This is a genomic window from Streptomyces sp. NPDC001750 (assembly GCF_042892615.1).
GTDB lineage: Bacteria > Actinomycetota > Actinomycetes > Streptomycetales > Streptomycetaceae > Streptomyces.
The window spans coordinates 91,710-116,342 of the sequence record NZ_JBIAUE010000011.1; the positions used below are offsets into that span (position 1 = coordinate 91,710).

A 24,633-nucleotide genomic window follows, 5' to 3' on the forward strand; every position below is an offset into this window, starting at 1 on the left:
TCGAATTATCAGGGCCCACCGAGCAAACAACACCCATTGACACGAGTCGACCCGATCCCGAAACGAATTAAGCAACAAAATTTCCGAAATCGCCTGAACATACCCTTACGAATGCACATGCTTGGTCCGCGCGAATGCGAACTCATCGCATATGCCAACAGCACCCCACAGACGGGGGGTCGACGCCTGGCACCCGACGCGCCACGGGCGCCTGCGACACAGGAATCCGCCAGCCCGCCCGACGCACCCATATCGATGAAGGCGGAGGCTGCGCGACTATTTCATTCGTAGATCAACGGATCCGGCCCAACGGAAGCCGAGGGTAGGAAATTCGCCACCGCTGACCGATCGAACGCCTCGGCAACATTTCGCATTGACGCGTACACGCCAGCCGAGATACGGTCCCTCCGCCGAATTGGCGCACCCCCCACGAAAATGGCTTCCACTTCGGCTGCTTTGAGGCGGGAGCCAGAAGGAGACATTTTAATGTCCAGCCTGCCCAAAAAGTCGAGCTCAAGGTTACCCAAGTCATTCACGCGCGCGGCGATCGGCCTGGCAGCGGGGGTTCTGCTCGCGGGGAACGTGACCGCGGGGGTCGCTTCCGCAGATGCCGCCGACACCCCCCGTCACCACGCGAACGCCGAACTCCTCGACTCCCGCTGTGCCGTTCCGGCAGACCATGACCCGGACATCACCCGGACCGTGTACCGGACAGCGGTCGAGCGCGGCGTCACCGACAAGGTGATGCTCGCCGCGTTCGAGACGGGCTGGGTGGAGTCCCACATGAACAACCTGGACTGTGGCGACCGCGACTCGCTCGGCGTCTTCCAGCAGCGCCCGAGTCAGGGCTGGGGCACCCCGGAAGAGTGCATGGACCCGGTGCACGCCACCAACGCGTTCCTGGATCAGGCCATTCCGAACGACGCCGACAACCCCGGCTTCACAGCGGGCGAACTGGCACAGAGCGTGCAGCGATCGGCGTTCCCGGACCGGTACGACGAGAGCGAGGCGAAAGCCCTCGCCCTGATCGCGGAAGTCCAGGGCTGACGCTCCCCAAGTGCTCCAACCGATCGGAGTCCTGCGCCGGCCGGGGCTCCCCCCGTTCACCACCGCACCGGCGCTCCGCCCGCTCCGGCCGGTCTTCCAGCAACCACACACACTCCAGGAGTGAAACATGCGCTCGTCAAGAGCTCGCAGCCGCCTCGCATCGCTCTCCCTCGCGCTGGCCGCCGTTTGCCTCGCGGCCTCGGGTGCGTACGCCGCCGACGCGGAACCGGCCGCCGCCGGCAAGTATGTCGCGCTCGGCGATTCGTACGCCGTCGCGCCCGGCACACGCGAATACGACAACCCTGACGACCCGTGTCGTCGCGGCCCGTCGACGTACCCTCGGCTGTGGGCCCAACAGCACCCCTCGTACTCTTTCGTCGAGGCGTCGTGCTCCGGCGCGACCACCGCGGACCTGACAGGCCAACAGGTTCCGCAGCTCACCGCGGACACCACACTGGTGACGGTGCACGTGGGCGGCAACGACGTCGGCTTCGTCGAGGTGCTGAAGAACTGCATCCTCACCATCGACGACAAGGACTGCATTGCCGGAGTGGAGGCCGCGAAGGCCGCCGCGACCAGCAGCCTGCCAGGCGCTCTGGCGAGCACGTACGCGGCGATTCGGGCAAAGGCACCGAACGCCAAGGTCGTGGTCGTGGGCTACCCCCGGCTCTACACGATCGGCGGCACTTGCGGCATTCTCGGGCTGAGCGACCGCGAGCGGACGGCACTCAATTCGGGGTCCGACACCCTCGACTCGGTTCTGGCGTCCGAAGCCGGAAAGGCCGGGTTCACCTTCCTCGACCCGCGTACCGCGTTCGACCCGCACACGATCTGCTCCAAGGGTCAGGCCTGGGTGACAAGCCTGGAGTGGGACAAGATCAACGAGTCCTACCACCCCAACAAGGCCGGACACGGCGAAGGGTACCTGCCCTTGCTGAACGCGATCACCGGCTGATCGCGGCCGGCTGTCCGGCAGTCCCGGACACCGCGCGGCGTCCAGGAATCCGACGGCGCGATCGTCGGCGCCGGATCACCGGCCGTCGTACCACCGTGGCCCTCCACCCGCGGAGACGCATCGCGCCCCGACAGCACCGACGCGCCCGCCCGTGGAACGACCGCCGGTCGCTGCCCCGGTTCGAGAGAACCGGGGCAGCGACCGGGTGCAACGTCTTTCGCCACGTCGCCACGGCAGCCGGCGGCGCCGCCACGACTTCACCGGGCGTTCCAGACCGGCCGGACCGCGTGGTTACCGGACGTCGTAGGCGCGGGTGATGGTCTGGGTGACCGCGTTGCCGTTGGCATCGGTGAGGGTGGCCTTCAGTGCGACCTGCTTGCCGGAGGCGCCGGTGTGGTCGAGGACGGCCGTCCAGGCGCCGTCCTGCCGCTCGGTCGGCGCCTGGGTCCAGGTGGCGCCGCCGTCGTAGGAGTACGACAGCGAGGCCGACTCGATCGTGCCCGGGGTGTACCCGGCATGGCCCTCGGCCGACAGTCCGACCTTGATGCCGCTCCGCGCGGGCAGGGTGTTCATGCCGTCCACCGGCACGTCGTACGCCGGGTGGAGGATCGGCAGGCCGCGCGAGTAGACGTCCGGCTCCCGGTGCGAGCGGAAGCTCCAAGTGGTGTCGGCAGCGGTGGAACGCAGCCAGTTGCGGTCCCCGGTGTAGATCTTCTCCAGGTGCTGGGTGAGTTCGTACGCGGAGTCCTCGTCCGGCACCTCGAACACGCCGTACGGGTCGATGCGCCGGGCGATCTCTTCACCATTGCGCTTCAGCCTCAGGTTGCCGATGTCGCCGAACGACCCGCCGTAGGACCAGTGGTCGCCGGAGCCGTCGACCCACAGCGCGTTCTGGAAGCCGATCAGGTTGCCCTGCCGCTCGGCGGTCAGCATCAGCTTGCCGTCGGAGTCGCGCGGCGCGGCCGGCCGCAGGGGGCCGCGGTACCACTCCTCGGTGCTCTGCTGTCCGGCCCGGTAGATGCGCTCCCGGTCGCCCATGAACGCGGCGAACGGGAAGCTGGTCATCGCGCCGTGGTACCAGGCGTCGTCGCCCGTCGTGTAGTACGCGGTGCGGGTACCGGGCACGTGGACCGTGCCGTACGGACTCACCGGGAGGTAGGCGTCGCCGCTGCCGGCGGGGCGGATGAACATGGCGTCGAGGTAGTCGGCCTCCTTGCCCATGGCATGCCACTTCTCGGTGACCCGGGCCAGCCGGGAGTCCTTCGGCCGGTGGACCTGATCGGAGTTCAGCGGCCCGTCGGTCGGGAACGACAGGTTGTAGACGTAGGACGAGCCGCCCTCGGACCCGGTCGCACGCCAGGTGGGCCGGAACTCGAAGCTGCCCTTCCGGGCTCGCCCGTCGACGGACGCGTAGAACTTCTGGACGGTGGTGCCGGCCACGAGCGATCCGGACAGCTGCCAGGTGTCGTCCCATGCACGGACGTAGCTGAACGTGGTGTGTTTCACCGTCGAGGGGCGATCGGTGTGCAGGCTCAGTCGATGGGCCTTGCGGGCGTCGAGGACGACGGTGGTGTCATGGGTGATCCGCAGCTGCGGGTGCGCGAGGTAGCTGACCGATTCGGGCGCGTTGTCCGCGTCGTTCGTCGTCACGAAGCTGCTGAGGGCGTAGTCGCCCGGGCGCACGATGTACGCCTGCTCGGCCGCGCCCTGATTGTTGCGGCGCTCGCCCTTGTCGGTGTCGAGGCTGACGAGGTCCAGCGAGGAGGAGCCGCTCGCAGGTTTGCCGTGGCGGTCGATGACCTTGACCCGGACGGTGACCGTTTCCGGCTGGACGTAGAGCGTGACCGGGACGGAGACGCTCACGTCGTCGCCGGTGGCCAGGATCCTGCCGGTGACCGCGCCGTACTGGGCGGCCTTGAGACCGGCGGTGGGATCGATCCGCAGCGGCACCTGGGCGGTGGCACCTGCGGGGACGGTCACCCGGTTTTCCTCCAGCTCGATGATGCCGGAGTGGACATCGCTGCCGTCGTTGCCGTGCACCCCGCCGACTTTCAGGCGCAGGGTGATGTCACTGTCGCCGACGTTGGTGAAGGGCACCTCCACGGTGGTGCGGTCCGAGGCGTCCTGCGGCCAGTTGTAGGTGCCGGCTTGGACGGCGGGCGCGGACAGTACCTTCTGGTTCACCGCGGCGAACACGTCGAGGACCCCGGCGCCCGTCTGGTCCGCGCCGGCGACCTTGCCTGCGGTGCGGGCGGAGGAGACCAGGGCGGCCCTTATCTGCTGCGCTGTCCAGTCGGGGTGCGCCTGGCGGACAATGGCCGCGGCGCCCGCCACGTGCGGGGTCGCCATGGAGGTGCCCGACATCGTCTGATAGGCGTAGACGCCGCGGCCGCCCGCGGCCGCGGCCGAGATGCCGACGCCGGGGGCGGCGATCTCGGGCTTGAGGGTGTGGGTCACGGCCACGGGACCGCGGCTGGAGAACCACGCGGTGGTGTCGTCGCGGTCCACGGCGCCGACGGTCAGCACGCCGGGCACACAGCCGGGCGAGGTGACGGTCTCCGTGCCGGATCCCAGGTTGCCGGCTGCGACGACGAACAGGGTGCGCCTGCTCCTCGACAGTTGCTGCGCGGCCTGGGCCAACGGGTCGGTGCAGTCGTCGATCGCGGAGTTGCCGAGGCTCATGGAGACGACATCGGCCTCCTGGTCGACGGCCCACTGCATGCCCGCGATGATCCAGGATGTCTGACCGTAGCCCCGGTCGTTGAGGACCTTGCCGATGAGCAGTGAGGTTCCGGGAGCGACGCCCTTCTTGAGTCCGTCACTGGCCGCTCCGGAGCCGCCGACCGTGGAGGCGGTGTGGGTGCCGTGACCCTGCAGGTCGTTGGTACTGGTGGCGTCCGTGAAGTTCTCGGACGTGGCGATCCGGCCCTCCAGGTCCGGGTGCGCGGCGTCCACGCCCGTGTCCAGCACCGCGACCTTGGTGCCCTTCCCGTCCTTGCCGGCGGCCCAGGCTTCCGGCGCGTGCACCTGCGCGGTGGACCGGTCCAGCGCGGCCTCGACTCTGCCGTCCAGCCACAGCTTCTTCAGCGTGGAGGCGGAACGCGAGCGGGTGTTGGTGACGTCCTGCCAGAACGTGGCGGCAGTGTCCTTGTCGGCCTTCAGCGCGACGCCGCCCACAGCCGGGAGGCTCAGGCCCCGCTCGGCCCCGCGAGGAACCGGCTGCGCGCCGACGGCGTCCACACCGTTCCGGTAGGTGGCGATGAGGGGCAGCGTGTCGGTACGCGTGTCGTCGTATCCCTGACGGATGAGCCCGGTGACATTGAACAGTTGCTTGTCGACCTTGCCCTCGGAGATCGCCTGCAAGGCGTCCTCCGGGTAGACGTAGAGGTCCCGGCCCATCTGATAGGTCTGCACAATCGGCTGTTCGCCGTCCTCGCGGGGCAGCACGGCCGCCGAGCTGCGGCCCGTCGGGTCCGTGGTCACCAGAACCTTGTCGCCGGTGACGAGCGTGACGGTCGCCCGCTTTCCGCCCGCTGCCGTGGCCCCGCTGCCGATGACAGGGCGTTTCCCCGAGCTGCCGTCGGGTGGCGTGTCCGCTGCCCCTGAGGGCGTGACCCCGGTGACTGCCAGGACGGCGGCGGTCGCCGCGCCCAGGGCTATACGCGTTGTGGAGCGCATGAGTCTCCCTACTTGATTCCGTGAACATGCCATTCCGCGGCTGCATCCTGGCAGACATGGGGATCACTCAGGGGTGCCGTGCGTGACGGATTTCCCACGTGACGGGTCTCCGCCACTCGGTCACCTCGACCGGTTCCCCGGCCGGTTCCTCGGCTCGCCGCGCATCCGCTGCTCGTCCGGATCGGGGTCGTCGAGGCAGCGGACGGCGGACGGATCGATCCCGTTGAAACCTCGGTGCAGGCTTCCGCCTCGCGGGGCTGCACCTGGTCGGGACCGCGGGGTTACGTACCGCTGCTCCGGTCGTGCCGGCACTCTCCGGACCACGGGATCAGCGGCGGCAAAGGGGAGATGTGTGGGGGTAGTTGACGGAGCGTCCGCGCGGTACGGCCGCCGCCGAAGGACGGAGGGACACCTCGGCCCTCGGCCTTCGGTCCGGGGAAAAGGTCAGAGCCAGCCCGCACGTGCAGCGTGCCACCCGAGCTGCAGGCGCGAATCCACTCCGGCGAGATCCATCAGACGGCGCATCCGTCGCTCCACCGTCCGTATGGAGAGCCCGAGCTGGGAGGCCGCGCGCCGGTCGGAGATCCCTGCCAGCAGCAGGGCGAGAACCTCCCGTTCCTCCTCGGTCGGCTGCTGATCCGCTGCCGGCTCCTCGCGCACACCCGTGGCCGTGGTGTAGATCGGCCGGGCTTGGGCCCATTCCTTCTCGAAGAGATGGACCAGGGCCGTCAGCAGACCGCTGCGGTGCACCACGATGGCGCTCGGCTCGCCGTCGGAGTCCGCCATGTCCAGCGGCACCATGGCACGCTCCCGGTCCGATACGAGCATCTTCAGCGGCAGCGAGTCGACCAGCCGAAGCTCGACGCCCGTCGTGATGGCCGCCCGCACGTCCCGCACCACGTCGTGACCGTCCAGATAGTTCTTGTCGGCCACCACCCGGAAGTCGACCCCGCGGTCGAGCGCGGCGCTCTCGGAGACGTCGGCTTCCTCGCGCGGCACCGCGATGGGCGTGCCCACCAGGAAGGCGAGCAGTTCCCGCTGGGCGCCGCACTGCAGTTGATGGAATCGGCGGGCGACCTGTTCCACGCCGACGACCACTTCCATGACACCGCCCGCTGTCTGGGCGTTGGTGGTGCGGTACTGCTCGGTCAGCATCGAGAACGCGGTCTCGGCCTGGTACAAGGCGTTGCGCTGCGCGACAAGGAGCGGGGCCAGGGCCACCGAGGGCGGTGTGAGCCGGTAACGGGCGGGCTGGAGACCGGCACCGCAACCGCCGGTGTCGGCCGCTCCGGACTCGGTGGCGACCGCCACCAGACCGCGTGCCGTCAGGTCGAGCAGGGTGCGTGCGGTCTCGGCCTCGTCGAGACCGCTCTGCCGGGCGAGGTCCTGCGCAGAGGCCGCCGGGCAGGCCAGCAGCGTCGTGTAGACGGCCTCTTCGGCGGGGCCCAGTCCCAGTGCCTGCAGCATCCGGTCCTCCTCGGGCGGCCATCGGGTCCGGCCCCGGCACACCTCTCCTGGCCGAATGGGTACTTCTCGGCCGCATCCTATCCCGCTGCCGGCATGTCGCCGCAGGGTGTGCTCCCGGTCCAGCCGGCCGGGATGCCTGCGTTCCGGTCGCCGTGACACGGACGCGAACTCCGCGTCGGCGGACGGCGGGACGAGACCGGTGACCGTACGGGGCGGCCGGCCGAATACCGGTTCCAGTACCAGGTGCCCCCGAAGTCGCCGCCCTTCTCGATGATCCGAACGCGTTCCACGCCCTGTTGCCGTGTACGCGCCCTGGCGAGGAGGCCACCGAATCCGCCACCGACAACGGCGACATCGACGGTGTCATGCACCGGTTGGCGCTCGACCACCTCTCCCACGTACGGATCGACGGCGTAGTGGCCGAACTCGGCGTCGGTGCCGCGGTACTGACGGGCGCCGTCGGGACGAACGCGCCGTTCACGCTCGATGCGGTAGCGCTGCCTCAGCTCGGTGAGGGTCGGTTCTTGCGGGGGTGCCATGCGGGGGCCTCAGTGGCCGACGGACTGGCCTCGCTGCACGGGATCTCGTTCGACGTGGACCATCGCGGGCTGTGGATCAGCGAACTCACGCAGAACCGCATCTCCTACCTGAGCCTCGACGACCACGGATCGGTGGTTTCCCCGCACACTGCTGTCCGCGTCGACGGCGGGATCGCCCAGACGGACTCCATCGCCGTGGACGCCGACGGCAACATCTACCAGGCGCTGCACGGACGGCCCGCGATGGTTGTGTACGACCAGTACGGTGAGCGCTTGGCGACGGTCGAGATTCCGGGCCGCGTCAAAGGCCTCAAGTCCGCGACGAACGTGGCGATCAAGCCCGGCACGACCACGGCGTACATGACCGTCAGCGGACCCGCCGGAGGGTATCTGTTCACCTTCGACGCGCCGGCGAAGGGGATCCGGCAGTCCAACGGCGGCTGACGCCCCCGTCCCTCACCCGCCGAACGGTCGCACCGGCCCCACCTCGATGTCGAGCAGCCGCCAAGCAGCGAGCGCCCTGCGCTCCCGCTCCTCCCGAGACGGGCCGGTGGCCGCACCGGAGACCATGGCGACAGCCAGCATGAGATCGTTCGCGGCACCCAGCCGATGGCCCTTCGGCAGGAGCACCCGCAGGACACGTTCGACGCGTTCGGACAGCACGCGAAGGCTGGAGTGCCCACCTTCCTCGTCCTGGTGGTGCAGGAGACTGATGAAAGCCGCCGACTCCGTCATGTGCCATGTCAGCACCCCCAGGACTCCGGCGAAAGTAGCCTCCTCGGCGGCGACCGCCTGCTCGACCTGGCGAACGTTTTCCTCCAGCACCTCGGACGCCACAGCAGCCCGGTCGGGAAAGTGCCGGTACAGGACGCCCTGCCCCACTCCGGCCCGGCGGGCGATCGCGGACAGGGGGGCGTCCAGGCCGAACTCCGCGTAGATCTCCCCGGCAGCGGCGGCCAAGGCGGCCCGGTTGCAGGCGGCGGCCTTCGGCCCCTGATTCGCTCGGCGCCGCTCGTCCGACATGGGTTGCTGCGTCACTCGGAAAGGGTATCGGGCCAAAGAAGCGGGACAGCGGCCTCATGAAGCCCGGGGATGCGGTGCAGAGGCCGGTGGCGGAAGAGAAGTCCAGCAGGGCCTCACGGGGGCGCGGTCGGCGCTGTCGTCGAGGAGTTCGGCCGGAAGGCCGAGGAACCGTTCAAGAGCGACGGGGCGGAAGAGGGCGGCATCGCCGCCCTCTTCCGCCGGGCCGACGCTGATGGAGGAGCCGTCGCGCGGTCATGCCTGCGGCGTGGTGGGGGAATCAGCCCCACGCGCCGAGGGTGAACTCGGCGATCACTGCCGAGAGCAGGAACGAAGCGGTGATCGCGACGAGCCCGACCGGGATGATCTTCCAGCCGATGCGGCGCAGCAACGGCAGATCCTTGCCCAGCGACAGGCCCGCGAGGGTCAGCATGATCGTGGCGATGGACAGGAAGTCCACCGAGCCGACCAGACTGTTGAGGCTGCCGGAGGCGAAGAACCACGGGCTGGACACGTACGCGCCCACCGTGGTGATCCACACGATCGCGGAGATCTTCCGGCTGACCTTGGCGAGGAACAGACCGAGCAGCACCAGGCCCAGCAGCACGGCGTAGCCACCGACGATGTTCCAGCCGATCGCGCCGGCCGCGACGGAGGCGGTACCGAGGCCGAGCACCGTCAGGACGCCGAGCGACAGCCAGAGCGGGATCCTGATCTCGCCCGAGGCGGCGGCGACTTCCTCCCGGAAGGCGCGGTTCGCGGCGGCTTCGTCCGTCGGGCCGTCCGGGGCCGAGAGGACGTCGGGCGTCGTCGTCTCCGGCGTGCGGGCGTCCTGACGGCGGGTGAGGAAGCGGTAGAACCGGTCCGCCAACGGCAGTGCCACGTAGATGCCCACGTAGACCCCGAGGATGGTGGTGATGAGGTTCGACACCGCCGCCATGCCGAGGATGGCCTCCTCGTGCCCCGGGTACGCGGCCACGATGCTGGCCGAGGACGCGGCCATCATCGATCCCGAGCCGACGCCGGCGCCCATGGCGAGGGCCAGCGGGTCGAAGATGTTCCAGTTCGCCACCAGCGAGGTCAGGAGCGTGATGAACACCGCTCCGAACATCGTGCCGAACACATACATGGCGAGGACACCGCGGTACTGGTCGGAGTCCGGTCCGTACTTCTCCGAGACCATCGCGAAAGACGGCTCGCGGTCCAGCGAGAAGGTGGCTCCGACCGTGGCCTTGCCCAGGCGCAGTGCGACGGCGAGCGGCAGGGCGACGGCCACCGTGCCCAGCAGATGGCCGATCTCCTGGAGCAGCAGCGCGGGCCCGGCCTTGACGAGCGTCGGCAGGCTGGGGCCGATGTTGAAGGCGAGCCGGGCGACCAGGAGCATCACGGCCACGCCGACGAGCGCGGACGCCACTTTCTGGAGGCGGATGCCGAGGGGGCGGACCTTCTGGACCGACACCAGCAGGCCCAGGATCAGGCCCCACACCATGGGGAAGACGATGACGGAGCCGACGCCGAGGTCGATGTCGAGCTGCCCGAGGGCCTGCACGACCAGGGCGATGACCAGGGCGAGGGCGGCGATCGGCAGGGTCTGACGCGACCCGGCGACGCGGTCCTCGGCCGCGGCGGTGAGGTTATTCATCTCGCCACCGCCTCCTTGCGGACGTCACGGCGGTAGGCCGCGGCGACGAAACGGGGCCGGTGCTCGGCATGGCCCGCCGCGTCGACGACGGTCCAGGCGAGCGCACGGGCCGCCTCGAACATCATGTCGTACGCCAGGGATGTGTCGGCGACGGCCGCGAAGGCATGGGAGTGGATGGGCGCGTCGGCTCCCGGAATGCTCAGCCATGGATGCAGGCTGGGGATGACCTGGCTGATGTTGCCCATGTCGGTCGAACCGCCGGCGAGCCGGTCGCCGGAGGTGACGTCCCGCCCGAAGGCTGCCATGGCCGACGTCCAGAAGCCCGCCAGCGCGTCGTCCTGCACGAGGGGTTCGTAGAGCGGCTCGGTGGCCTCGACGGTCAGCTCGGCGCCGGTCGCCAGGGCCGCGCCCTCGAAACACCGCCGGACACGCTCCAGCAGCGCCTCGTACTCGGGCAGGGTGAACGCCCGGCACTCGAAGTCGACGACGGCCCGCTCGGGGATGATGTTGGTGGCGACGCCGCCTTCGGAGACGAACAGCGCCACCCGCTGGTCGCCCGGCAGCTGCTGGCGCAGCAGACCGACGGCCACCTGGGAGAGCGTGGCGGCGTCGGCGGCGTTCACACCCTGGTGGGGTGCGGCCGCGGCGTGCGCCGCACGTCCCCGGAACACGGCCCGGTACCGGCCGACCGCCTGCGCGGTGCTCCCTGCGGGGTTGTAGCCGACCCCGTCCTGCACCGGGTGGACCATCAGGGCCAGGCCCACCCCGTCGAACGCGCCGGCCTCCAGCAGCAGCGCCTTGCCGCCGCCGTGCTCCTCGGCCGGGGTGCCTATCGCCTTCAGCGTGATGCCGAGTTCGTCGACGTACGGGGCCAGGGCCAGCGCGGCGGCCACCGAGGCGCCGGCGATGAGGTTGTGGCCGCAGGCATGACCGACCTCGGGCAGCGCGTCGTACTCGACACAGAGCGCGACCGTCAGCTCGCCGCTGCCCGCGGTGGCGGTGAACGCGGTCGGCAGACCGCCCGTGCCGCGCTCGACCGTGAACCCGCCCTCGGTGAGCAGCTCCGTGATCGCCGCGGCGGACTCGGTTTCCTGAAAGGCGATTTCGGGACGCGCGTGCAGGGCGCGTGCCAGCTCGAGCACGCGGTCCTGCCAGCGCGACACTCCTGCGGAGGTGTCGGACTTGAGCCGGCTGCCGGAGCCGGCGGGATTCTTCGTGGCCACGGGTGCCTCCTAGTAGCTCAGTGAGGGGAACGGGGCGCCGGCCGCCCGGGTGGGCGTCCAGACGGCCTTGGTCTGCGTGTACTCGTCCAGCACTCCGGGGCCGGAGGAGCGGCCGTGCCCGGAATCCCCGAAGCCGCCGAAGGGCACCGCGACGTGGATGGTCTTGTAGGCGTTGATCCAGAAGGTGCCGGATTTCACGGCGCGCGCCACGTGGTGGGCGCGGGCGACGTCCTGGGTCCAGACCGCCCCGGCCAGGCCGAAGTTCGTGGCGTTGGCGCGGGCGATGGCCTCCGCCTCGGTGTCGAAGGCGTCGGCGCCGACCACAGGTCCGAAGACCTCGGTGGTCTCCAGCGGGTTGGCGGGCGTGACCCCGTCCAGCAGGGTGGGCAGCACCCAGTGTCCGCTCGCCAGCGCCGAGTCGGTGAGCCGGTCGGGCAGCTGTGTGCCGGTCAACCGGCGGGCGCCGGACGCGAGCCCGGCCTCGATCAGCGAGGTGACCGTGCCGAACTGGGGCCGGGTGATGATGGGGCCGACCTCGGTGGTGGGGTCGAGGGGGTCGCCCAGCCGCAGTCGGGACGCCCGCTCGGCCACGCGTGCGATGAACTCCGCGTGCACGGAACGCTCCACCAGCAGCCTGGATCCGGCCACGCACGACTGGCCCGCTCCGGAGAAGACGGCCGACACGGCGCCGTCGGCCGCCCGGTCCAGGTCGGCGTCGGCGAAGACGATGTTGGCGCTCTTGCCGCCGAGTTCGAGGACGGTCGGGATACCGGCGCCCGCCGCGGCGACCGCCACCCGGCGGCCGGTGGCGACCGAGCCGATGAAGGACACCTTGCCGACCCGGGAGTCGGAGGTGAGGGCGGCGCCGACGGTGGCGCCGAGGCCGGTGGCGACGTTGAACACGCCGTCCGGCAGTCCCGCCCGGTGGGCCAGCTGGGCCAGCCGCAGGGTGGAGGCCGGGGTGAACTCGCTGGGCTTGACGACGACGGCGTTGCCGGCCGCGAGCGGTGCGGCCGAGTTCCAGCCGCCCGTGAACAGGGGCGCGTTCCACGGGGTGACGGCCACCACGACGCCCCAGGGAACCCGCTCGGTGTAGGTGTGCCAGTTGCCCGGGACGGGAATCGTGTGGCCCAGCAGCTTGTCCGCCCATCCCGCGTAGTAGCCGAACATCTCGGCGACCTTGGCGGCCTCGACGCGGGTGTCGCGGACGGGCTTGCCGGTGGTGGCGGATTCGAGGAGGGCGAGTTCCTCGGTGTGCTCGCCGATGGTCCGGGCGACTTCGCGCAGGATCGCGGCCCGTTCGAACGGGTCGGTCGCGGCCCAGACCTCGGCCCCGCGGACGGCGGAGGCCAGCACGGAGTCGGCCCCCTCGGCCCCGGCGTCGGCGTAGTCGGCGAAGCCCTCTCCGGTCGCGGCGGCGGTGAGGTGCACGGTCTCGCCGCGGCCAGTGACGACCCGGCCGTCGACGAACGAGCCCAGGCCCTGCGGGAAAGCGGCGTCGAGAGCGGCGCGGGCAGTGACGGCGCCGGACGCGCTCAGGTCCGTCGGGAAGGTGGTGGTGCTCATGCTGCGGTGGCTCCTTCGGAGGTGAGGGAGGGGGCTACGGTGCGGGCGATCTCGGTGAAGTCGGCGCCGGGGCCGAGCGCGGCCAGGGCCTCCTGCCAGACGCGGCCGGCGGCGGCCAGCAGTTGCGGGTTCTCACCGCGCTGTCCGGCGGTCTCCACGGCGAGTGCGGCGTCCCGGGCCATGAGTCCCAGGGCGAAACCGGAGTCGAAGGTGCCAGTGAGCACCCAGTCCGGGTACATGGCCGCCGACGCCTTGCTGGCGCCGGACGCGCCGCTGATGCCCGCCGCGGCGGCGGAGGGATCGACGCCGTACGCCTTCGCCACGGCGAGGGCCTCGCCGACCGCGACCAGGTTGACCGCCGCAAGGGCGTTGTTGAGGAGCTTGACCACGTTTCCGGAACCGGGGGCGCCGAGGTGGCGGTACTGGCCGCCGGTGAGTGCGTCCAGGACGGGCCGGGCCGCCTCGAGCGCGTCGGGGTCGGCACCGACGAACGCGGAGAGCCGGCCATCGGCCGCGCCGTCGCGGCCGCCCGAGACGGGTGCGTCCACGAAGGCCGCGCCCCGGTCCGCCGCGAGGGCCGCGCACTCGGCGGACGTGCCCGGCTCCGACGTCGTGGTGTCGACGATGGCCAGCGTGCCCGGCCGCGCCAGCAGAGCGGGCACGGTCGCCTCGACCACGCGGGCCGAAGGCAGCGACAGGACCACATAGGGCGTGCCGGCCAACTGGTCGAGGTCCTCGACGGCCTCCACACCCGCCTTCGCGGCGGCGGACCGGGCGGCGGGCGCCGGATCGAATCCGCGTACCCGCCACCCCGCCCGCAGCAGGGCGGTAGCCATGGCACCGCCCATCGAGCCGAGGCCGACGACGGCGATGTGCTTGCTCATCAGTGCTCCTGTCATGAGGGGACGTGCGTACGGACACGAGCGAGGCCGTGGGACGGGCCTCGCCGGCCCGGGGGGAAAGACGGTGTTCAGGTGGGCCCGGCGGGCCTTGGGAAGGGGCGGCCGGGGCTGGCCCGTCGGCGCGGTCGGCGCTCACACGCGGGCGGTGGAAGAGGTGTGGTGACAAGCGCGCAGGCCACCGGCGCTCCGAAGGCGGCACCGGTCGGGCGGCGAGGGAGCGTGTGCGGTACGGCGGCGACAGCCGGTGGGGCGCGCCGCCCGATACGGGCCGTGCTGTGGGGCGTCGCCGACCGCGCGGACCGGATCGGACGTCCACGCGATGCGACGGGGGCGAGCGGTTCAGTCGAGATAGACGTCCAGGTCCTTCCAGAGTTGCTGGGTGCGGCGGATGGCGGCGCGGCTGCGCTCGGGGTGAGCCGTCTGCATGCCGGCGAGGAGCCCGTAGACAACCGAGGTGGCGGCCGTGACGGACTGGAAGAAGGAGATGCCCTCCGACGGCACGATCAGCAGATGGTGGGCGATGGAGGTGGCGAGCCGGCCGCGCCGCAAGTCGGTGATCGCCACCACCGTGGCGCCCGCCGCACGGGCCGCGTCGGCTGCGACGATGATCTGCTTCGTGGACCGCCACATGTTGACGACCACGAGCACGTCACCCGGACCGAGGCAGTTGACGGCGGTCGCCAGATGGACGCCGGCCCGGTGCTCCAGCGTGATGGGGTAGCCCATGGTGGAGCCGAGGTGCGCCATGACACTGGCCGGACCGGCGAAGGAGCCGACCCCGACCACCAGGATCGACCGGGCCGAGGCCAGTGTGGCGATGGCCGCCTCCGCGTCGGCGGCGGAGTTGCTCTCCAGGGTCTGGCGCAGATTCTCGATGTCGTGCGTGAGCGCGTCGTGCAGCGGGCTGCGGTGCTCGCCGTGTTCGGTCAGGGTCTCCTCGGTGGAGATGTGCACCAGGTAGCGGGCCCGCAACTCGCGTTGCAGATCCGGCCAGCCCCGGTAGCCCAGCGTCTGGGCTGCCCGCACCACCGTCGAACTGTTCACGTCCGCCCGCTCGGCGATCTCCGCGATCTCCGCGTACGAGGCCAGTTGCGGATTGCGGACGATGACGTCGACGACCCGGGCCTGAGCCTTGGACAGCGGCACATCGGGCAGGGCGTCGCCCAGCCACTGGCTGTCGCGGTCGGCGGGGTCGTGGTTCTGCAATGCGGACACAGGTCTTGCTCCCGGTACGAGACGCAGCGCGCTGCAAGCGCGATTGCAGAACCGTACATCGCAATTTCATTTGCAGGAAGCCCCCTGTGCTCCGGCCAGGCCCTTGACGTCACCTCACGCACTGCGCGAAGACCGTGGGGCGACCGTGGAACCCTCCCGGCATCGGGAGGCGGTCGGCCGCTCAAGCCCCTCGCCCACCGCTTCATGGCGTCGCGCGGAAAGCCGTGACCGAAGCCCGGACACCCGCCCGACTCGACGCCCACCGGGTCTCGCGACGGCTCAGGCCCGCACCTTCATGCGATCCGCAAACGCCCCTTTCCTTTATTTCTCATCTATCACAAAAAAGAAGGCAAAAGGATATTTTCACCCAATTGGACGGTTGATATCCTCGGCATGTGGGACTCGACCACGCCTCGCTGTCCGCCCTGGCAGCACTCGGCGACGCCACCCGACTCCGTATGTTCGAGCTCATACGGCAGGCGCGGCTGCCGGTCACCCGCGAGGAGGTGGCCAACAGCCTCGGGATATCGCGCAAGCTGGCCGCCTTCCACCTCGACAAGCTGGTGGCGGCAGGTCTGCTCCAAACCCGCTATGAAGCCTCCGCGGGGATCCGCAAGGTCGGCCGTCGGCCCAAGGTGTACGAGCTGGTGACCGAGGCGATCGCGGTGACCATCCCCGAACGGCGCTACGGCATGCTGGCCGACGTCCTCACCGAAGCCGTCCTGACCGAGGCAGAAGACGAGTCGGCCCGTGAGGCCGCGCTTCGGGTGGCGCACCAGCGCGGACAGGCCCTGGGCGAGGCCGAACGCGAGCAGGTACGTCCCGGACGGCTCGGCGCGGAGCGGGGACTGAGTATCGCCGCCGAAACACTCGCAGACTTCGGTTTCGAGCCCGAGCGCGCCGCGCCCACGTTGCTACGGCTGCGCAACTGCCCCTTCCACCCCTTGGCGGCCAAGGCTCCCGACCTGGTCTGCGCCGTCAATCAGGCTTTCCTGGCCGGTTACCTGCACGGCCTCGGAAGCGACAGGACCACGGCCGTGCTCGCTCCGCGGCCCGGCTCGTGCTGCGTCGAACTGCGCGGCGAGTACACGACTGGAGACAGTCCACACAGAGGTACGGCCTGCGAGCGGTGAGTCGACGCTCCGCCTCGGTTCGATTCCCAACTGTCGGCGCGCCCGGCCATCCGGCCCGCGCAAGTGAACAGCTGGAGTCGTGATGAACTCCGCTTATCCTGCCCAAGCCACCCTGAGAGGGCTGGGAGCGTGCTGCGCCGTCGGCAACACGGTGCTGCACGGCCTCCTCGTCGCTGATCATCTTGAGGAGAAGTTCTACATCGGAGTCCTGTTCGCCGTCGGCAGTGCGGTCATGCTCGTCGTGGCGACGGCACTACTGATCTCGAAGCGCCCCGTGCTCGCCTGGCTGACCGGAGCCGCGGTGAGTCTCGGCATGATCGTCGGCTTTCTGCTGTCACGCACCATCGGCTTGCCGGACGGCTACCACGAGGCCGGCTGGGAGCCGCCGTACGGCGCTCTGTCCTTGACCGTCGAGGGCCTCTTCATCGTCGCCTTTCTTGCCTGGCTGGGCGGAAGCGCGACGACGGCCCGCGCCGCCCTCGGGTCGCCCTACCGCGCGGACCGGGACCGGATCACCTCCGGGCCCGGCGCCCGGGGACACTGAGCCGGATGCGTCCGTCGTGCTGCCGCAGCCCGGCGTGAAACCTCTTCCGCACGGGCCGGGGGCGTGAAGGATCTCGTCTCTGCACCATGTGCGCGCCCGGGGCTCGGCTCTCCCGTCGGGTGGTCCGCCAGAACCAGCTGCGTGGAACGGCCGCCCCATGACCAAGCCCCTGAAGCAGCACCGCCCGGACCTCCTATCGAGCCCGATCGGCCTCCCACTCCCGGGCGAGCATCGCGTAGACGTACTCGCTGCCCCAGCGTTCGTTGTCGAGGTCGTTCTCGACGAGGTGCGCCTCCTGGCGCATGCCGAGACGCTCGCACACGCGCACCGACCCGGTGTTGAGTACGTCGATGCGGGCGAAGAGCCGGTGGACGCCCAACTCGGCGAAGGCCAGCGCGGCGGTCGCACGCGCCGCCTCAGTTGCGTAACCCCGGCCGCCGTACGCCGGGTTGAAGATCCAGCCGATCTCGACCTGGCGCGCCCGAGCGCTCGTGAGCTTCAGGACAACCTCGCCGACGACCTTTGCCTCGTCGGCCGGGCAGACCGCGACCACGAGGTCGTCGCCGTCCTCGGCCCACGCCGTGCCGGCCGCGCGCCGCGTCAGGCTCTGCGCGCACTGTTCGCGGGTGAGCGGCTGCCGGTAGAGGTAGCGGGCGACTTCGGGGAGGCCCTGGTACGCGTACAAGTCATCGAGGTCGTCCGGCGTGAACGGGCGCAAAAGGAGCCGTTCGGTGCTGAAGGGCAGCGAGAGCGTGGTCATGGATCCGGTGCATCTCCCCCGAGGGCCACCTCGTCGCCCGAGTGACCGGACCGCGAAGCTCCCAACGATTCGTCTTGGTCAACCAGGCCGTTCTAGACCCCTGCCACCAGCCGCGCAACCTCAATTTGCCGGCCTCGGGCTTTGCGACGGCCGGCACCATGAGTTGATCGCTCCCCGGTCGCCATAGCAGTGGGGCGAGTTGGGCGTTGTCGAGGCCGTGATGACTTGTCCGTGCGTGTCGGACGGCCTGTGGGAGCGGATCGATCCGCTGCTGCCGACCACGGAACGCCGGATGCGGCACCCAGGCCGCAAGCCGCTGCCCGACGCGCAGCGCCGTGCTCCTGACGGCTTCCTCCCTCGGAGCGACGCTCGGCGGCTTCCTCCTCGACGCGGCCGGTGCCCCCCGTCCCCGCGCGACGGGCCGCTCAGCCGTCGGCTCTGGAAAGGCTTTCCGAGACCGCTTCGGCGAACGACGCGATCGCTTCGTTGTCCCGGCTCGGCACCCAGACCACCGAGGTCAGCCACGCAAGCGGCGCCCCCTCCAGCGGGCGCCACACCAGACCGTCGATGAGCGGGGTGACCGGGGCCTCGTTGAGGTGGACGCCACGACCCGCGAGTACCAGCCCGTGGACGAAGTGAGGGTTGCGCGCGTGTCTGATCGATCCGGGCAGGAATCCCTCGTCCCGGCAGATGGTGAGCATGTGGTCGTAGAGGCGCGGCGCCATCGCACGCGGGAAGATCACCAGTGGCGTCCCGTCGAGGTCCCTCAGCCGGACCGCACCTCCGCCCGCCGCCGCGGCATGGTCCGACCGCAGCACGACGCCCAGTTCGCGCCGCACCACGGGACCCGACTCCAGACCCACCGTGTCCGACGGGTGCCGGACCACCCCCGCGTCCAGTTCGCCCTCGCGCAGCCGGGCCAACTGCTCGTCCGTGGTGAGCTCGTGGAGATCGAGCAGCACATCGGGCACCCGGTCGGCGAAGCCGACGGTGAGATTCCGCAGCACCGTCGGGCCGGTGTCCGGCGGCACGCCGACCCGCAGCACGCCTGCCTCGCCGGGCCGGATCCTGCGCATCGCCTCGCGCGCGGTGTCCACCCCGGCGAGTACCGGCCGCACATGCTCGAGGAGCAGTGCCCCGGCCTCGGTCAGCTGGACGCGGTGCCGCGTCCGGTCGAAGAGCCGTACCCCGAGTTCGCGCTCCAGGTCGCGGATGCGCTGCGACAGAGGCGGCTGGGCCATGTGCAGGCGTTCCGCCGCACGGCCGAAATGCAGTTCCTCGGCAAGGACGGCGAAGTAGCGCAGGTGGCGGAGCTCCATGAGCGGACCATATCGCTCCGATATCACGGCCAGTCCCGATTGGTGTTGGCCAGCTCACATCCCCGCCTGTTTGCATGACTGCTCACGGAGCGCCCGCTCACGGACATCCGCCCGTAACTCCGCTTCCGTTCGGCTCCCTCACCTCCTTTCCCCCTGCCCATCCCGAGAAAGGCATGCCCTCATGACCGAGAAGAGCACCGTCGTCGTCACCCGGCACCCGGTGGCGGCCACGACCGCCGATGTCTACGTCGCCGAGGTCACCCTCAACCGCCCCGACAAGCTCAACGCCTGGACCGGCGGGATGCGGAGCCAACTGGTCGCGGCACTCGACGCGCTGGGGGCGGACGAGCGGTGCCGCGCGGTTGTTCTCACCGGCGCCGGCCGCGCGTTCTGCGCCGGTCAGGACCTCGCCGAGACCGCGGCGATCGATCCCGACGACCACGCGGCCGCCGAGGCATGGATCGACGACTTCGGCCGACTCTTCCGCGTCGTACGCAGCCTGGACAAGCCGGTCGTCGCCGCCGTCAACGGCGTCGCGGCGGGCTCGGGCTTCCAGTTCGCGCTGCTCGCCGACTTCCGCATCGGCCACGCCGCGGTCCGGATGGGGCAGCCGGAAGTGCTGTCCGGCATCCCCAGCATCACCGGCATCTGGGCGATGCGGGGCATCCTCGGCCGGGCGAAGACCGCCGAGTTCGCGCTCGGTGGCCGCCTCGTCGACGGCACCGAGGCCGAGCGGCTCGGTCTCCTCACACGCCTCGTCGCACAGGACGAGGTCAAGTCGGAAGCACTGGCCGAGGCAGCCCGCCTGGCCGAACTCCCGCCCGGCGCCGTCGCGCTCACGAAGGGGCGGCTGCGCGAACTGGACGACGCGGACCTCGACGACGCGATCGAGACAGCCAAGAAGGTGCACACCGCCGCGTATGCCACGGGCGAGCCCCAGCGCGAGATGGCCCGCTTCCTGGCCGGCCGCCGCCGCTGAGTCCGCCGCATCCGCGCCCCGCCCCCTCGTCCTCAGGAGAGAAACCCTCAATGACCACCAGCGTCACGCCGCACACCGGCGCGGCCCTCGACGGCGAGAGTGCCTACCGCCGTCTCATCGAAGAGCACCGGTGGACCGTCCCCGACCGCTACAACATGGCCGCCGACGTCGCCGACCGCCATCCTGGCGACCGGCTCGCGCTCGTCTTCGAGGACCACACCGGTCACCGCGAAGAGGTCGTCTGGCAGCAGATCCAGGACCGCTCCCGGCAGATCGCCGCCCATCTGCACGCACTCGGGGTACGCAAGGGCGACCGGGTGGCAGTGCTGCTCCCCCAGCGCCCCGACACCCCGGCGACGTACCTCGGCGTGCTGCGCACCGGCGCCGTCCTGGTGACGATGTCGTTGCTGTGGGCCGACGATCCCATTCGCTACCGGCTGGCCGATTCCGGCGCCACCGTTCTGGTCACCGAGACCTCCGCCGTCGACCGCGCCGCCGGTTTCAGTGGCACAGTCGTGGACGTCGACGACCCGGCCGTCAGCGCGATGCCCCCGGTGTACACCACGGCCGACACCGCCCCGGACGACCCGGCGCTGATCTTCTACACCTCGGGCACCACAGGTGCCGCCAAGGGCATTGTGCATGCCCACCGCACCCTGCTCGGGCACAACGAATTCCGGTACTGCCACGATCTGCGACCGGGCGACGTGTTCTACGGAGCCGGTGACTGGGCCTGGTCCATGGCCAAATTGATGGGCCCCCTCCGCGCGGGCGCCGTGCACCTCGTGTACCGGCCGGCCGGCGGCTTCGACCCCGCCGGGCTGCTGGCGGCCATGTCCCGTAACAAGGTGACAACGGCCCTGGTCAACCCAACATTCCTCCGTAAAATGATGCAGGACGTCCCGGATGCGGGCAGTCGTCATCCCCAGTCGCTGCGGGTGGTGTGCTCTTCGAACGAGCCGCTCACCCCGGACCTCATCGAGTGGTTCCGTGCTCAGTTCGACGTCACCCTGCTGGACTACTACGGGTCCACGGAGTCGTATCCGCTGCTCGGCAATTTCCCCGGTGTGCCGGTCAAGCCCGGTTCGATGGGCCGCCCTCTTCCCGGCTGGGACGTGGCGCTGCTGGACGCCGACGACCACGAGGTGCCGGTCGGACAGCCCGGCGAGATCTGTTTGCGCGCCGGATCCAACCCGCAGTTCCCGCTGGGCTACTGGAATCGCCCCGAGGCATCGGCCGAGTCGTTCGGGGGCACGTGGTACCGCACGAAGGACCAGGCCGTCATGGACGAGGACGGGTACTTCTGGTTCCTCGGCCGGACCGACGACGTCATCAAGACGTCCGGCTACCGTGTGGGGCCGTACGAAGTGGAGGCCGTGCTGCGCGGTCACCCCGCGGTCGCCGACGCCGGAGTGGTCGGCGTCCCCGACCCGGTTCGTGGGCAGGCCGTCAAGGCCTGGATCGAGCTCAACCCCGGCTACGAGCCGGACGAGGCCCTGGCACAGGCCATCACCCGCTTCGCCCGCGCCGCCCACTCCCGTTTCGCCTATCCGCGCCTGATCGAGTTCGTCGAAGAACTGCCTCGATCGGCCACCGGAAAGATCCAGCGAGCTGCTCTTCGCGCCCGAGACCTGAGCCCCGCCGGGCCCGACGTCGCGGCACCATCCCGGAAGGACGGACGGACATGACGACCGACACCAGTGCTGCGGTGTCCGCACCCCAGGCGGCGAGACCCGTGGAGCCCGAAACCGCCGTCACCCCGGGCGTACGCCGCAAGGTGGCCACGGCGACGGCCATCGGCAACTTCGTGGAGTGGTTCGACTCGGGGGCGTACGCCATCATGTCCGCGACCATCGCCGGGCTCTTCTTCCCCCAGTACGACAAGACCGCGGCGCTCCTCGCCACCTGGGCCGTCTTCGCCGGCGGCTTCATCGCCCGCCCTCTCGGCGCCGCGTTCTTCGGGCGCTACGGCGACCGCATCGGGCGCAACCGCATGCTCGCTCTGAGCGTGCTGTGCATGAGCGGTTCGACCCTGCTGATCGGTCTGCTGCCCAGCTACGCGACGCTCGGCATCGCAGCCCCGGTCCTGCTCTTCCTGCTGAGGGCCATGCAGGGCTTCTCCACGGGTGGCGAGTACACGGGGGCCTCGGCGTTCATCATGGAGTACGCCCCCGAGGGGCGCAGGGCCCGCTATGCCAGCGTGGTGCCGCTCACCGTCGGACTCGCCTCCGTCGCCGGTGCGTCGACCGGCCTGCTGATCACCTCCTTGCTCGACGAAGCGGCGCTGAACAGCTGGGGCTGGCGCGTTCCGTTCCTGCTCGCCGGGCCGCTCGGCCTCATCGGCCTGTATCTGCGCAGCCGTATCCAGGACACTCCGGTCTTTCGGGCGCTGGAGAAGGACGACGTGGTGCAGAAGGCGCCGCTGCGCGAGGCATGGCGGGTCTGCCGACGCCAGGTGATGACGCTCTTCGGCTACAGCATCACCAACGCCGTCGGGTATTACCTGATGAGCAGCTACATGATCGCCTACATGTCCGAAGAGGTCGGGTACACCAAGTCGCAGGCCATGCTGACCAGCATGGTGGCGATGCTCGTGTACAGCGTGGCATGCCCGCTGATGGCCGCTGCCAGCGACCGGTTCGGCCGCAAGCCGATGCTGCTCATCGCGTGCGGCGGCTTCACCGTGGCCACCTTGCCCGCATTCTGGCTGATCGGTGAGGGGCTGGCGGGCGCGATCGTCGGCACGGCGCTGCTGGCCGCGCTGGTCGCAGTGATCGGTACCTCCAATGTGCCCGCGATGGTCGAGATGTTCCCCGGCCAGCTCCGGGCGAGCGGTTCGGCCATCGGCTACACAGCCGCGTACGTCCTCTTCGGCGGCACCGCGCCCTTCGTCGCAACCGGTCTGGTGTCCCTCGGCGGCACTCCCCTGGCGCCCGGCTTCTACCTGATGGGGCTGGGGCTGGTGTCCGCGCTGGTGGTGCTCTTCTCCTTCCGGGAGACGCGGCACCTGCCGCTGACACGCACCACCGTGCTCGAAAAGTAGTGCCGCGCAGACGAACGGTGGCGGCCGTCCCGGGAGCGCCGGGACGACCGCCACTGGTCCCCCATCACCGCTTCGTGGCTCTGTGGTGGACGGCCTCCGGCCTTCGGGGCCGGCACGGCTTCCCCTCCTGCTGCTGGTGACCGGGGAGCGTCACCGGGTCCACGGCATCGACGGGCCGTTGATGACGGGACTCGAGTACCGGCTTCACCGAACTGGAAGAGCTCTCCTTCCTACGGACCGCGTGGAGGGGCCTGCACGTGGTCGGCACTGGCGGGATCGCCTTCTCCTCGGGCTGGGCGTCGGCAAGGGATCGCAAGACTCCAGGCCGAGCGAGGAATCGTCCCGGCGGCCGTCGGCCGGCCGCCCCGGGTCGAGGCACCGCCGCGGGCGGCCGCGAGGAGCACGGGCCGCCCGGCCGCCCATCCGGCCCGACGATGCAACGAATCGCCGGCCTCTACCCAGGCGAGGTCAGGACCGATGCGGAAGTCCTACCGGCCGTCATAGGGCACTTGGTCCTCCGCTGGCGCAGGGGATGTGCTCTCCGGTGCGTCTCTGGTGACGCACCTGGTTCCGGCGTCGATACGCCCGGGGGTACCTGGGCTATGGTGTCGAGACCGAGGGGCGGGGGTAACGGCGATGCATCGCAAGCGGCACGGCGCCATGGGCGCCGCCCTCGCGCTGCTGACGCTGCTGGCCGCGCTGTTCTGCGCCACGGCCGCCTCCCCGCCCGCGTTCCGGGCGACACTTTCCTCGACGGCCGCCGACCCGCACATGGCGCCGCGTCACGAGACGCTGGACGACGCCAGTCACGACGCACCTGTCTCCGCGGGAAAGGCGTCGTGCCTGAAGAAGGTTCAGCCGAAGCAGGAGCACCTGCGGTTCGGTGCGCCGCTCGAACGTGCTCTGCCGGCGCAGGCCGATGACATGACATCTCCGGTGCGGGGCCCCGGGCACGCGGGTGTCCGGTATCTCGGGCCGAGACCGTCTCCTCCCGACCTCACCGAACTCTCCGTACGGCGGGTATAGACCCGCGCGTTGTTCCCGCGCGTCCCTGTCACCCCGTTCAACCGGAAGAGTCGTTCGTTGTCTGTCTCCCGCTCCCCCCGTGCGGCGTGGGCCGCCCTGCGCTGCTGGCCCCGACGCCGATATGCCGCTCTGGCGGCGGCCACGCCAGTGGCCGTCCTGGTCCTGGGCGTGCCCACCGCCCTCATCCCGACCCCGCTGTTCTCCCGCTCGGTGCCGCCGGTGTGGTGGAACTACCCGGTGCTCGTCCTCACCGGCGTGCTGTCGGCCGTCGTCTTCGCCACCTATGTGCGAGCCCGGCCCGGCTCGCCCCGTGACGACGCAACCGGGCGTTCGCTCGGCTCGGTCGGCGCGGTGCTGTCCTTCCTCGCCGTCGGCTGCCCTGTCTGCAACAAGGTGGTCCTGCTCCTGTTGGGGGCCTCGGGCGCGCTGAGTTACTGGGCGCCCCTGCAGCCCGCGATCGCGGTGCTCTCCCTCGTCCTGCTGGCCGAAGCCGCCCTGCGGCGCCTGGCCGCCGAGACGGCCTGTCCCGTGCGGCCCGCTGCCTGACCACCGCTTTCCCTCCTTCGCGCATCTCG

19 protein-coding genes and 2 pseudogenes are annotated in these 24,633 nt (G+C 70.4%); 10 read left to right on the top strand and 11 right to left on the bottom strand.

The window, feature by feature from the left end:
• Nucleotides 1-486: 486 nt before the first annotated feature.
• Together ACFYY6_RS18875 and ACFYY6_RS18880 are read left to right on the top strand one after the other, a co-directional pair.
• Nucleotides 487-1,047, top strand: a complete 561-nt coding sequence (locus tag ACFYY6_RS18875; protein WP_389194239.1) for a hypothetical protein — start codon at nt 487-489, stop codon at nt 1,045-1,047.
• A 127-nt stretch (nt 1,048-1,174) separates the two neighbouring features.
• On the top strand, nt 1,175-2,002 hold the full coding sequence (locus ACFYY6_RS18880) for an SGNH/GDSL hydrolase family protein (RefSeq protein WP_351519119.1): 828 nt from the start codon (nt 1,175-1,177) through the stop codon (nt 2,000-2,002).
• A 291-nt stretch (nt 2,003-2,293) separates the two neighbouring features.
• On the opposite strand, the gene ACFYY6_RS18885 is transcribed toward ACFYY6_RS18880, so the two are convergent.
• From ACFYY6_RS18885 to ACFYY6_RS18895, 3 genes and pseudogenes are all read right to left on the bottom strand, one after another.
• Nucleotides 2,294-5,680: a S8 family serine peptidase gene (locus tag ACFYY6_RS18885; RefSeq protein ID WP_389194242.1), complete on the bottom strand. Its 3,387-nt coding sequence runs from the start codon at nt 5,678-5,680 to the stop codon at nt 2,294-2,296.
• A gap of 444 nt (nt 5,681-6,124) precedes the next feature.
• Entirely contained in the window at nt 6,125-7,147 is a 1,023-nt protein-coding gene (locus ACFYY6_RS18890; protein ID WP_351525698.1) for a helix-turn-helix domain-containing protein, read from the bottom strand.
• A 224-nt stretch (nt 7,148-7,371) separates the two neighbouring features.
• Nucleotides 7,372-7,686 (bottom strand): annotated as a pseudogene (locus ACFYY6_RS18895) (NAD(P)-binding protein); the annotation flags it as partial.
• Nucleotides 7,687-7,698: 12 nt separating this feature from the next.
• Between ACFYY6_RS18895 and ACFYY6_RS18900 the strand changes: the two are divergent.
• A pseudogene (locus ACFYY6_RS18900) lies at nt 7,699-8,130 on the top strand (SMP-30/gluconolactonase/LRE family protein); the annotation flags it as partial.
• A gap of 12 nt (nt 8,131-8,142) precedes the next feature.
• On the opposite strand, the gene ACFYY6_RS18905 reads toward ACFYY6_RS18900, so the two are convergent.
• The 6 genes from ACFYY6_RS18905 to ACFYY6_RS18930 all read right to left on the bottom strand — a co-directional run bounded on the left by ACFYY6_RS18905 (nt 8,143) and on the right by ACFYY6_RS18930 (nt 15,254).
• Nucleotides 8,143-8,724 carry a TetR family transcriptional regulator gene (locus tag ACFYY6_RS18905; protein WP_388969215.1) on the bottom strand — a complete coding sequence of 194 codons (582 nt, stop codon included), beginning with the start codon at nt 8,722-8,724 and terminating at the stop codon, nt 8,143-8,145.
• 262 nt (nt 8,725-8,986) lie between these two features.
• On the bottom strand, nt 8,987-10,348 hold the full coding sequence (locus ACFYY6_RS18910) for a DUF3100 domain-containing protein (protein ID WP_351624393.1): 1,362 nt from the start codon (nt 10,346-10,348) through the stop codon (nt 8,987-8,989).
• On the bottom strand, nt 10,345-11,571 hold the full coding sequence (locus ACFYY6_RS18915) for a M20 family metallopeptidase (protein WP_386607793.1): 1,227 nt from the start codon (nt 11,569-11,571) through the stop codon (nt 10,345-10,347). The genes ACFYY6_RS18910 and ACFYY6_RS18915 overlap by 4 nt, the downstream gene beginning before the upstream one ends.
• A gap of 9 nt (nt 11,572-11,580) precedes the next feature.
• Entirely contained in the window at nt 11,581-13,137 is a 1,557-nt protein-coding gene (locus ACFYY6_RS18920; protein WP_389194247.1) for an aldehyde dehydrogenase family protein, read from the bottom strand.
• A complete protein-coding gene (locus ACFYY6_RS18925; RefSeq protein WP_351521874.1) occupies nt 13,134-14,021 on the bottom strand; it encodes an NAD(P)-dependent oxidoreductase in 888 nt (295 codons plus the stop codon). Before ACFYY6_RS18925 ends, ACFYY6_RS18920 begins: the two co-directional genes overlap by 4 nt.
• Nucleotides 14,022-14,378: 357 nt before the next feature.
• Nucleotides 14,379-15,254 carry a MurR/RpiR family transcriptional regulator gene (locus tag ACFYY6_RS18930; RefSeq protein WP_351521873.1) on the bottom strand — a complete coding sequence of 292 codons (876 nt, stop codon included), beginning with the start codon at nt 15,252-15,254 and terminating at the stop codon, nt 14,379-14,381.
• 395 nt (nt 15,255-15,649) lie between these two features.
• Here ACFYY6_RS18930 and ACFYY6_RS18935 point away from each other — a divergent pair, with 395 nt between their 5' ends.
• Together ACFYY6_RS18935 and ACFYY6_RS18940 are read left to right on the top strand one after the other, a co-directional pair.
• A complete protein-coding gene (locus tag ACFYY6_RS18935) occupies nt 15,650-16,387 on the top strand; it encodes a helix-turn-helix transcriptional regulator (protein WP_389194251.1) in 738 nt (245 codons plus the stop codon).
• A gap of 82 nt (nt 16,388-16,469) precedes the next feature.
• The gene (locus tag ACFYY6_RS18940) at nt 16,470-16,931 is read left to right on the top strand and encodes a hypothetical protein (RefSeq protein WP_351521870.1); all 462 of its coding nucleotides are present in this window, start codon (nt 16,470-16,472) and stop codon (nt 16,929-16,931) included.
• A 193-nt stretch (nt 16,932-17,124) separates the two neighbouring features.
• On the opposite strand, the gene ACFYY6_RS18945 is transcribed toward ACFYY6_RS18940, so the two are convergent.
• Complete coding sequence (locus ACFYY6_RS18945) at nt 17,125-17,691, bottom strand: GNAT family N-acetyltransferase (protein WP_351521869.1); 567 nt, start codon at nt 17,689-17,691, stop codon at nt 17,125-17,127.
• Between the two features lie 425 nt (nt 17,692-18,116).
• Nucleotides 18,117-19,010, bottom strand: a complete 894-nt coding sequence (locus ACFYY6_RS18950; protein ID WP_389194255.1) for a LysR family transcriptional regulator — start codon at nt 19,008-19,010, stop codon at nt 18,117-18,119.
• A 181-nt stretch (nt 19,011-19,191) separates the two neighbouring features.
• Between ACFYY6_RS18950 and ACFYY6_RS18955 the strand changes: the two genes are divergently transcribed.
• From ACFYY6_RS18955 to ACFYY6_RS18975, 5 genes are all read left to right on the top strand, one after another.
• Nucleotides 19,192-19,989 (top strand): enoyl-CoA hydratase/isomerase family protein, encoded by a 798-nt coding sequence (locus ACFYY6_RS18955; protein ID WP_386607797.1) that lies wholly within the window; start codon nt 19,192-19,194, stop codon nt 19,987-19,989.
• A 50-nt stretch (nt 19,990-20,039) separates the two neighbouring features.
• Nucleotides 20,040-21,677, top strand: a complete 1,638-nt coding sequence (locus ACFYY6_RS18960) for an AMP-binding protein (protein WP_351521863.1) — start codon at nt 20,040-20,042, stop codon at nt 21,675-21,677.
• Nucleotides 21,674-23,032, top strand: a complete 1,359-nt coding sequence (locus tag ACFYY6_RS18965) for an MFS transporter (RefSeq protein ID WP_389194258.1) — start codon at nt 21,674-21,676, stop codon at nt 23,030-23,032. Before ACFYY6_RS18960 ends, ACFYY6_RS18965 begins: the two co-directional genes overlap by 4 nt.
• A 636-nt stretch (nt 23,033-23,668) precedes the next feature.
• The gene (locus tag ACFYY6_RS18970) at nt 23,669-24,058 is read left to right on the top strand and encodes a hypothetical protein (RefSeq protein WP_351521860.1); all 390 of its coding nucleotides are present in this window, start codon (nt 23,669-23,671) and stop codon (nt 24,056-24,058) included.
• 57 nt (nt 24,059-24,115) lie between these two features.
• Complete coding sequence (locus tag ACFYY6_RS18975; protein ID WP_351521859.1) at nt 24,116-24,604, top strand: hypothetical protein; 489 nt, start codon at nt 24,116-24,118, stop codon at nt 24,602-24,604.
• Nucleotides 24,605-24,633 lie beyond the last annotated feature (29 nt).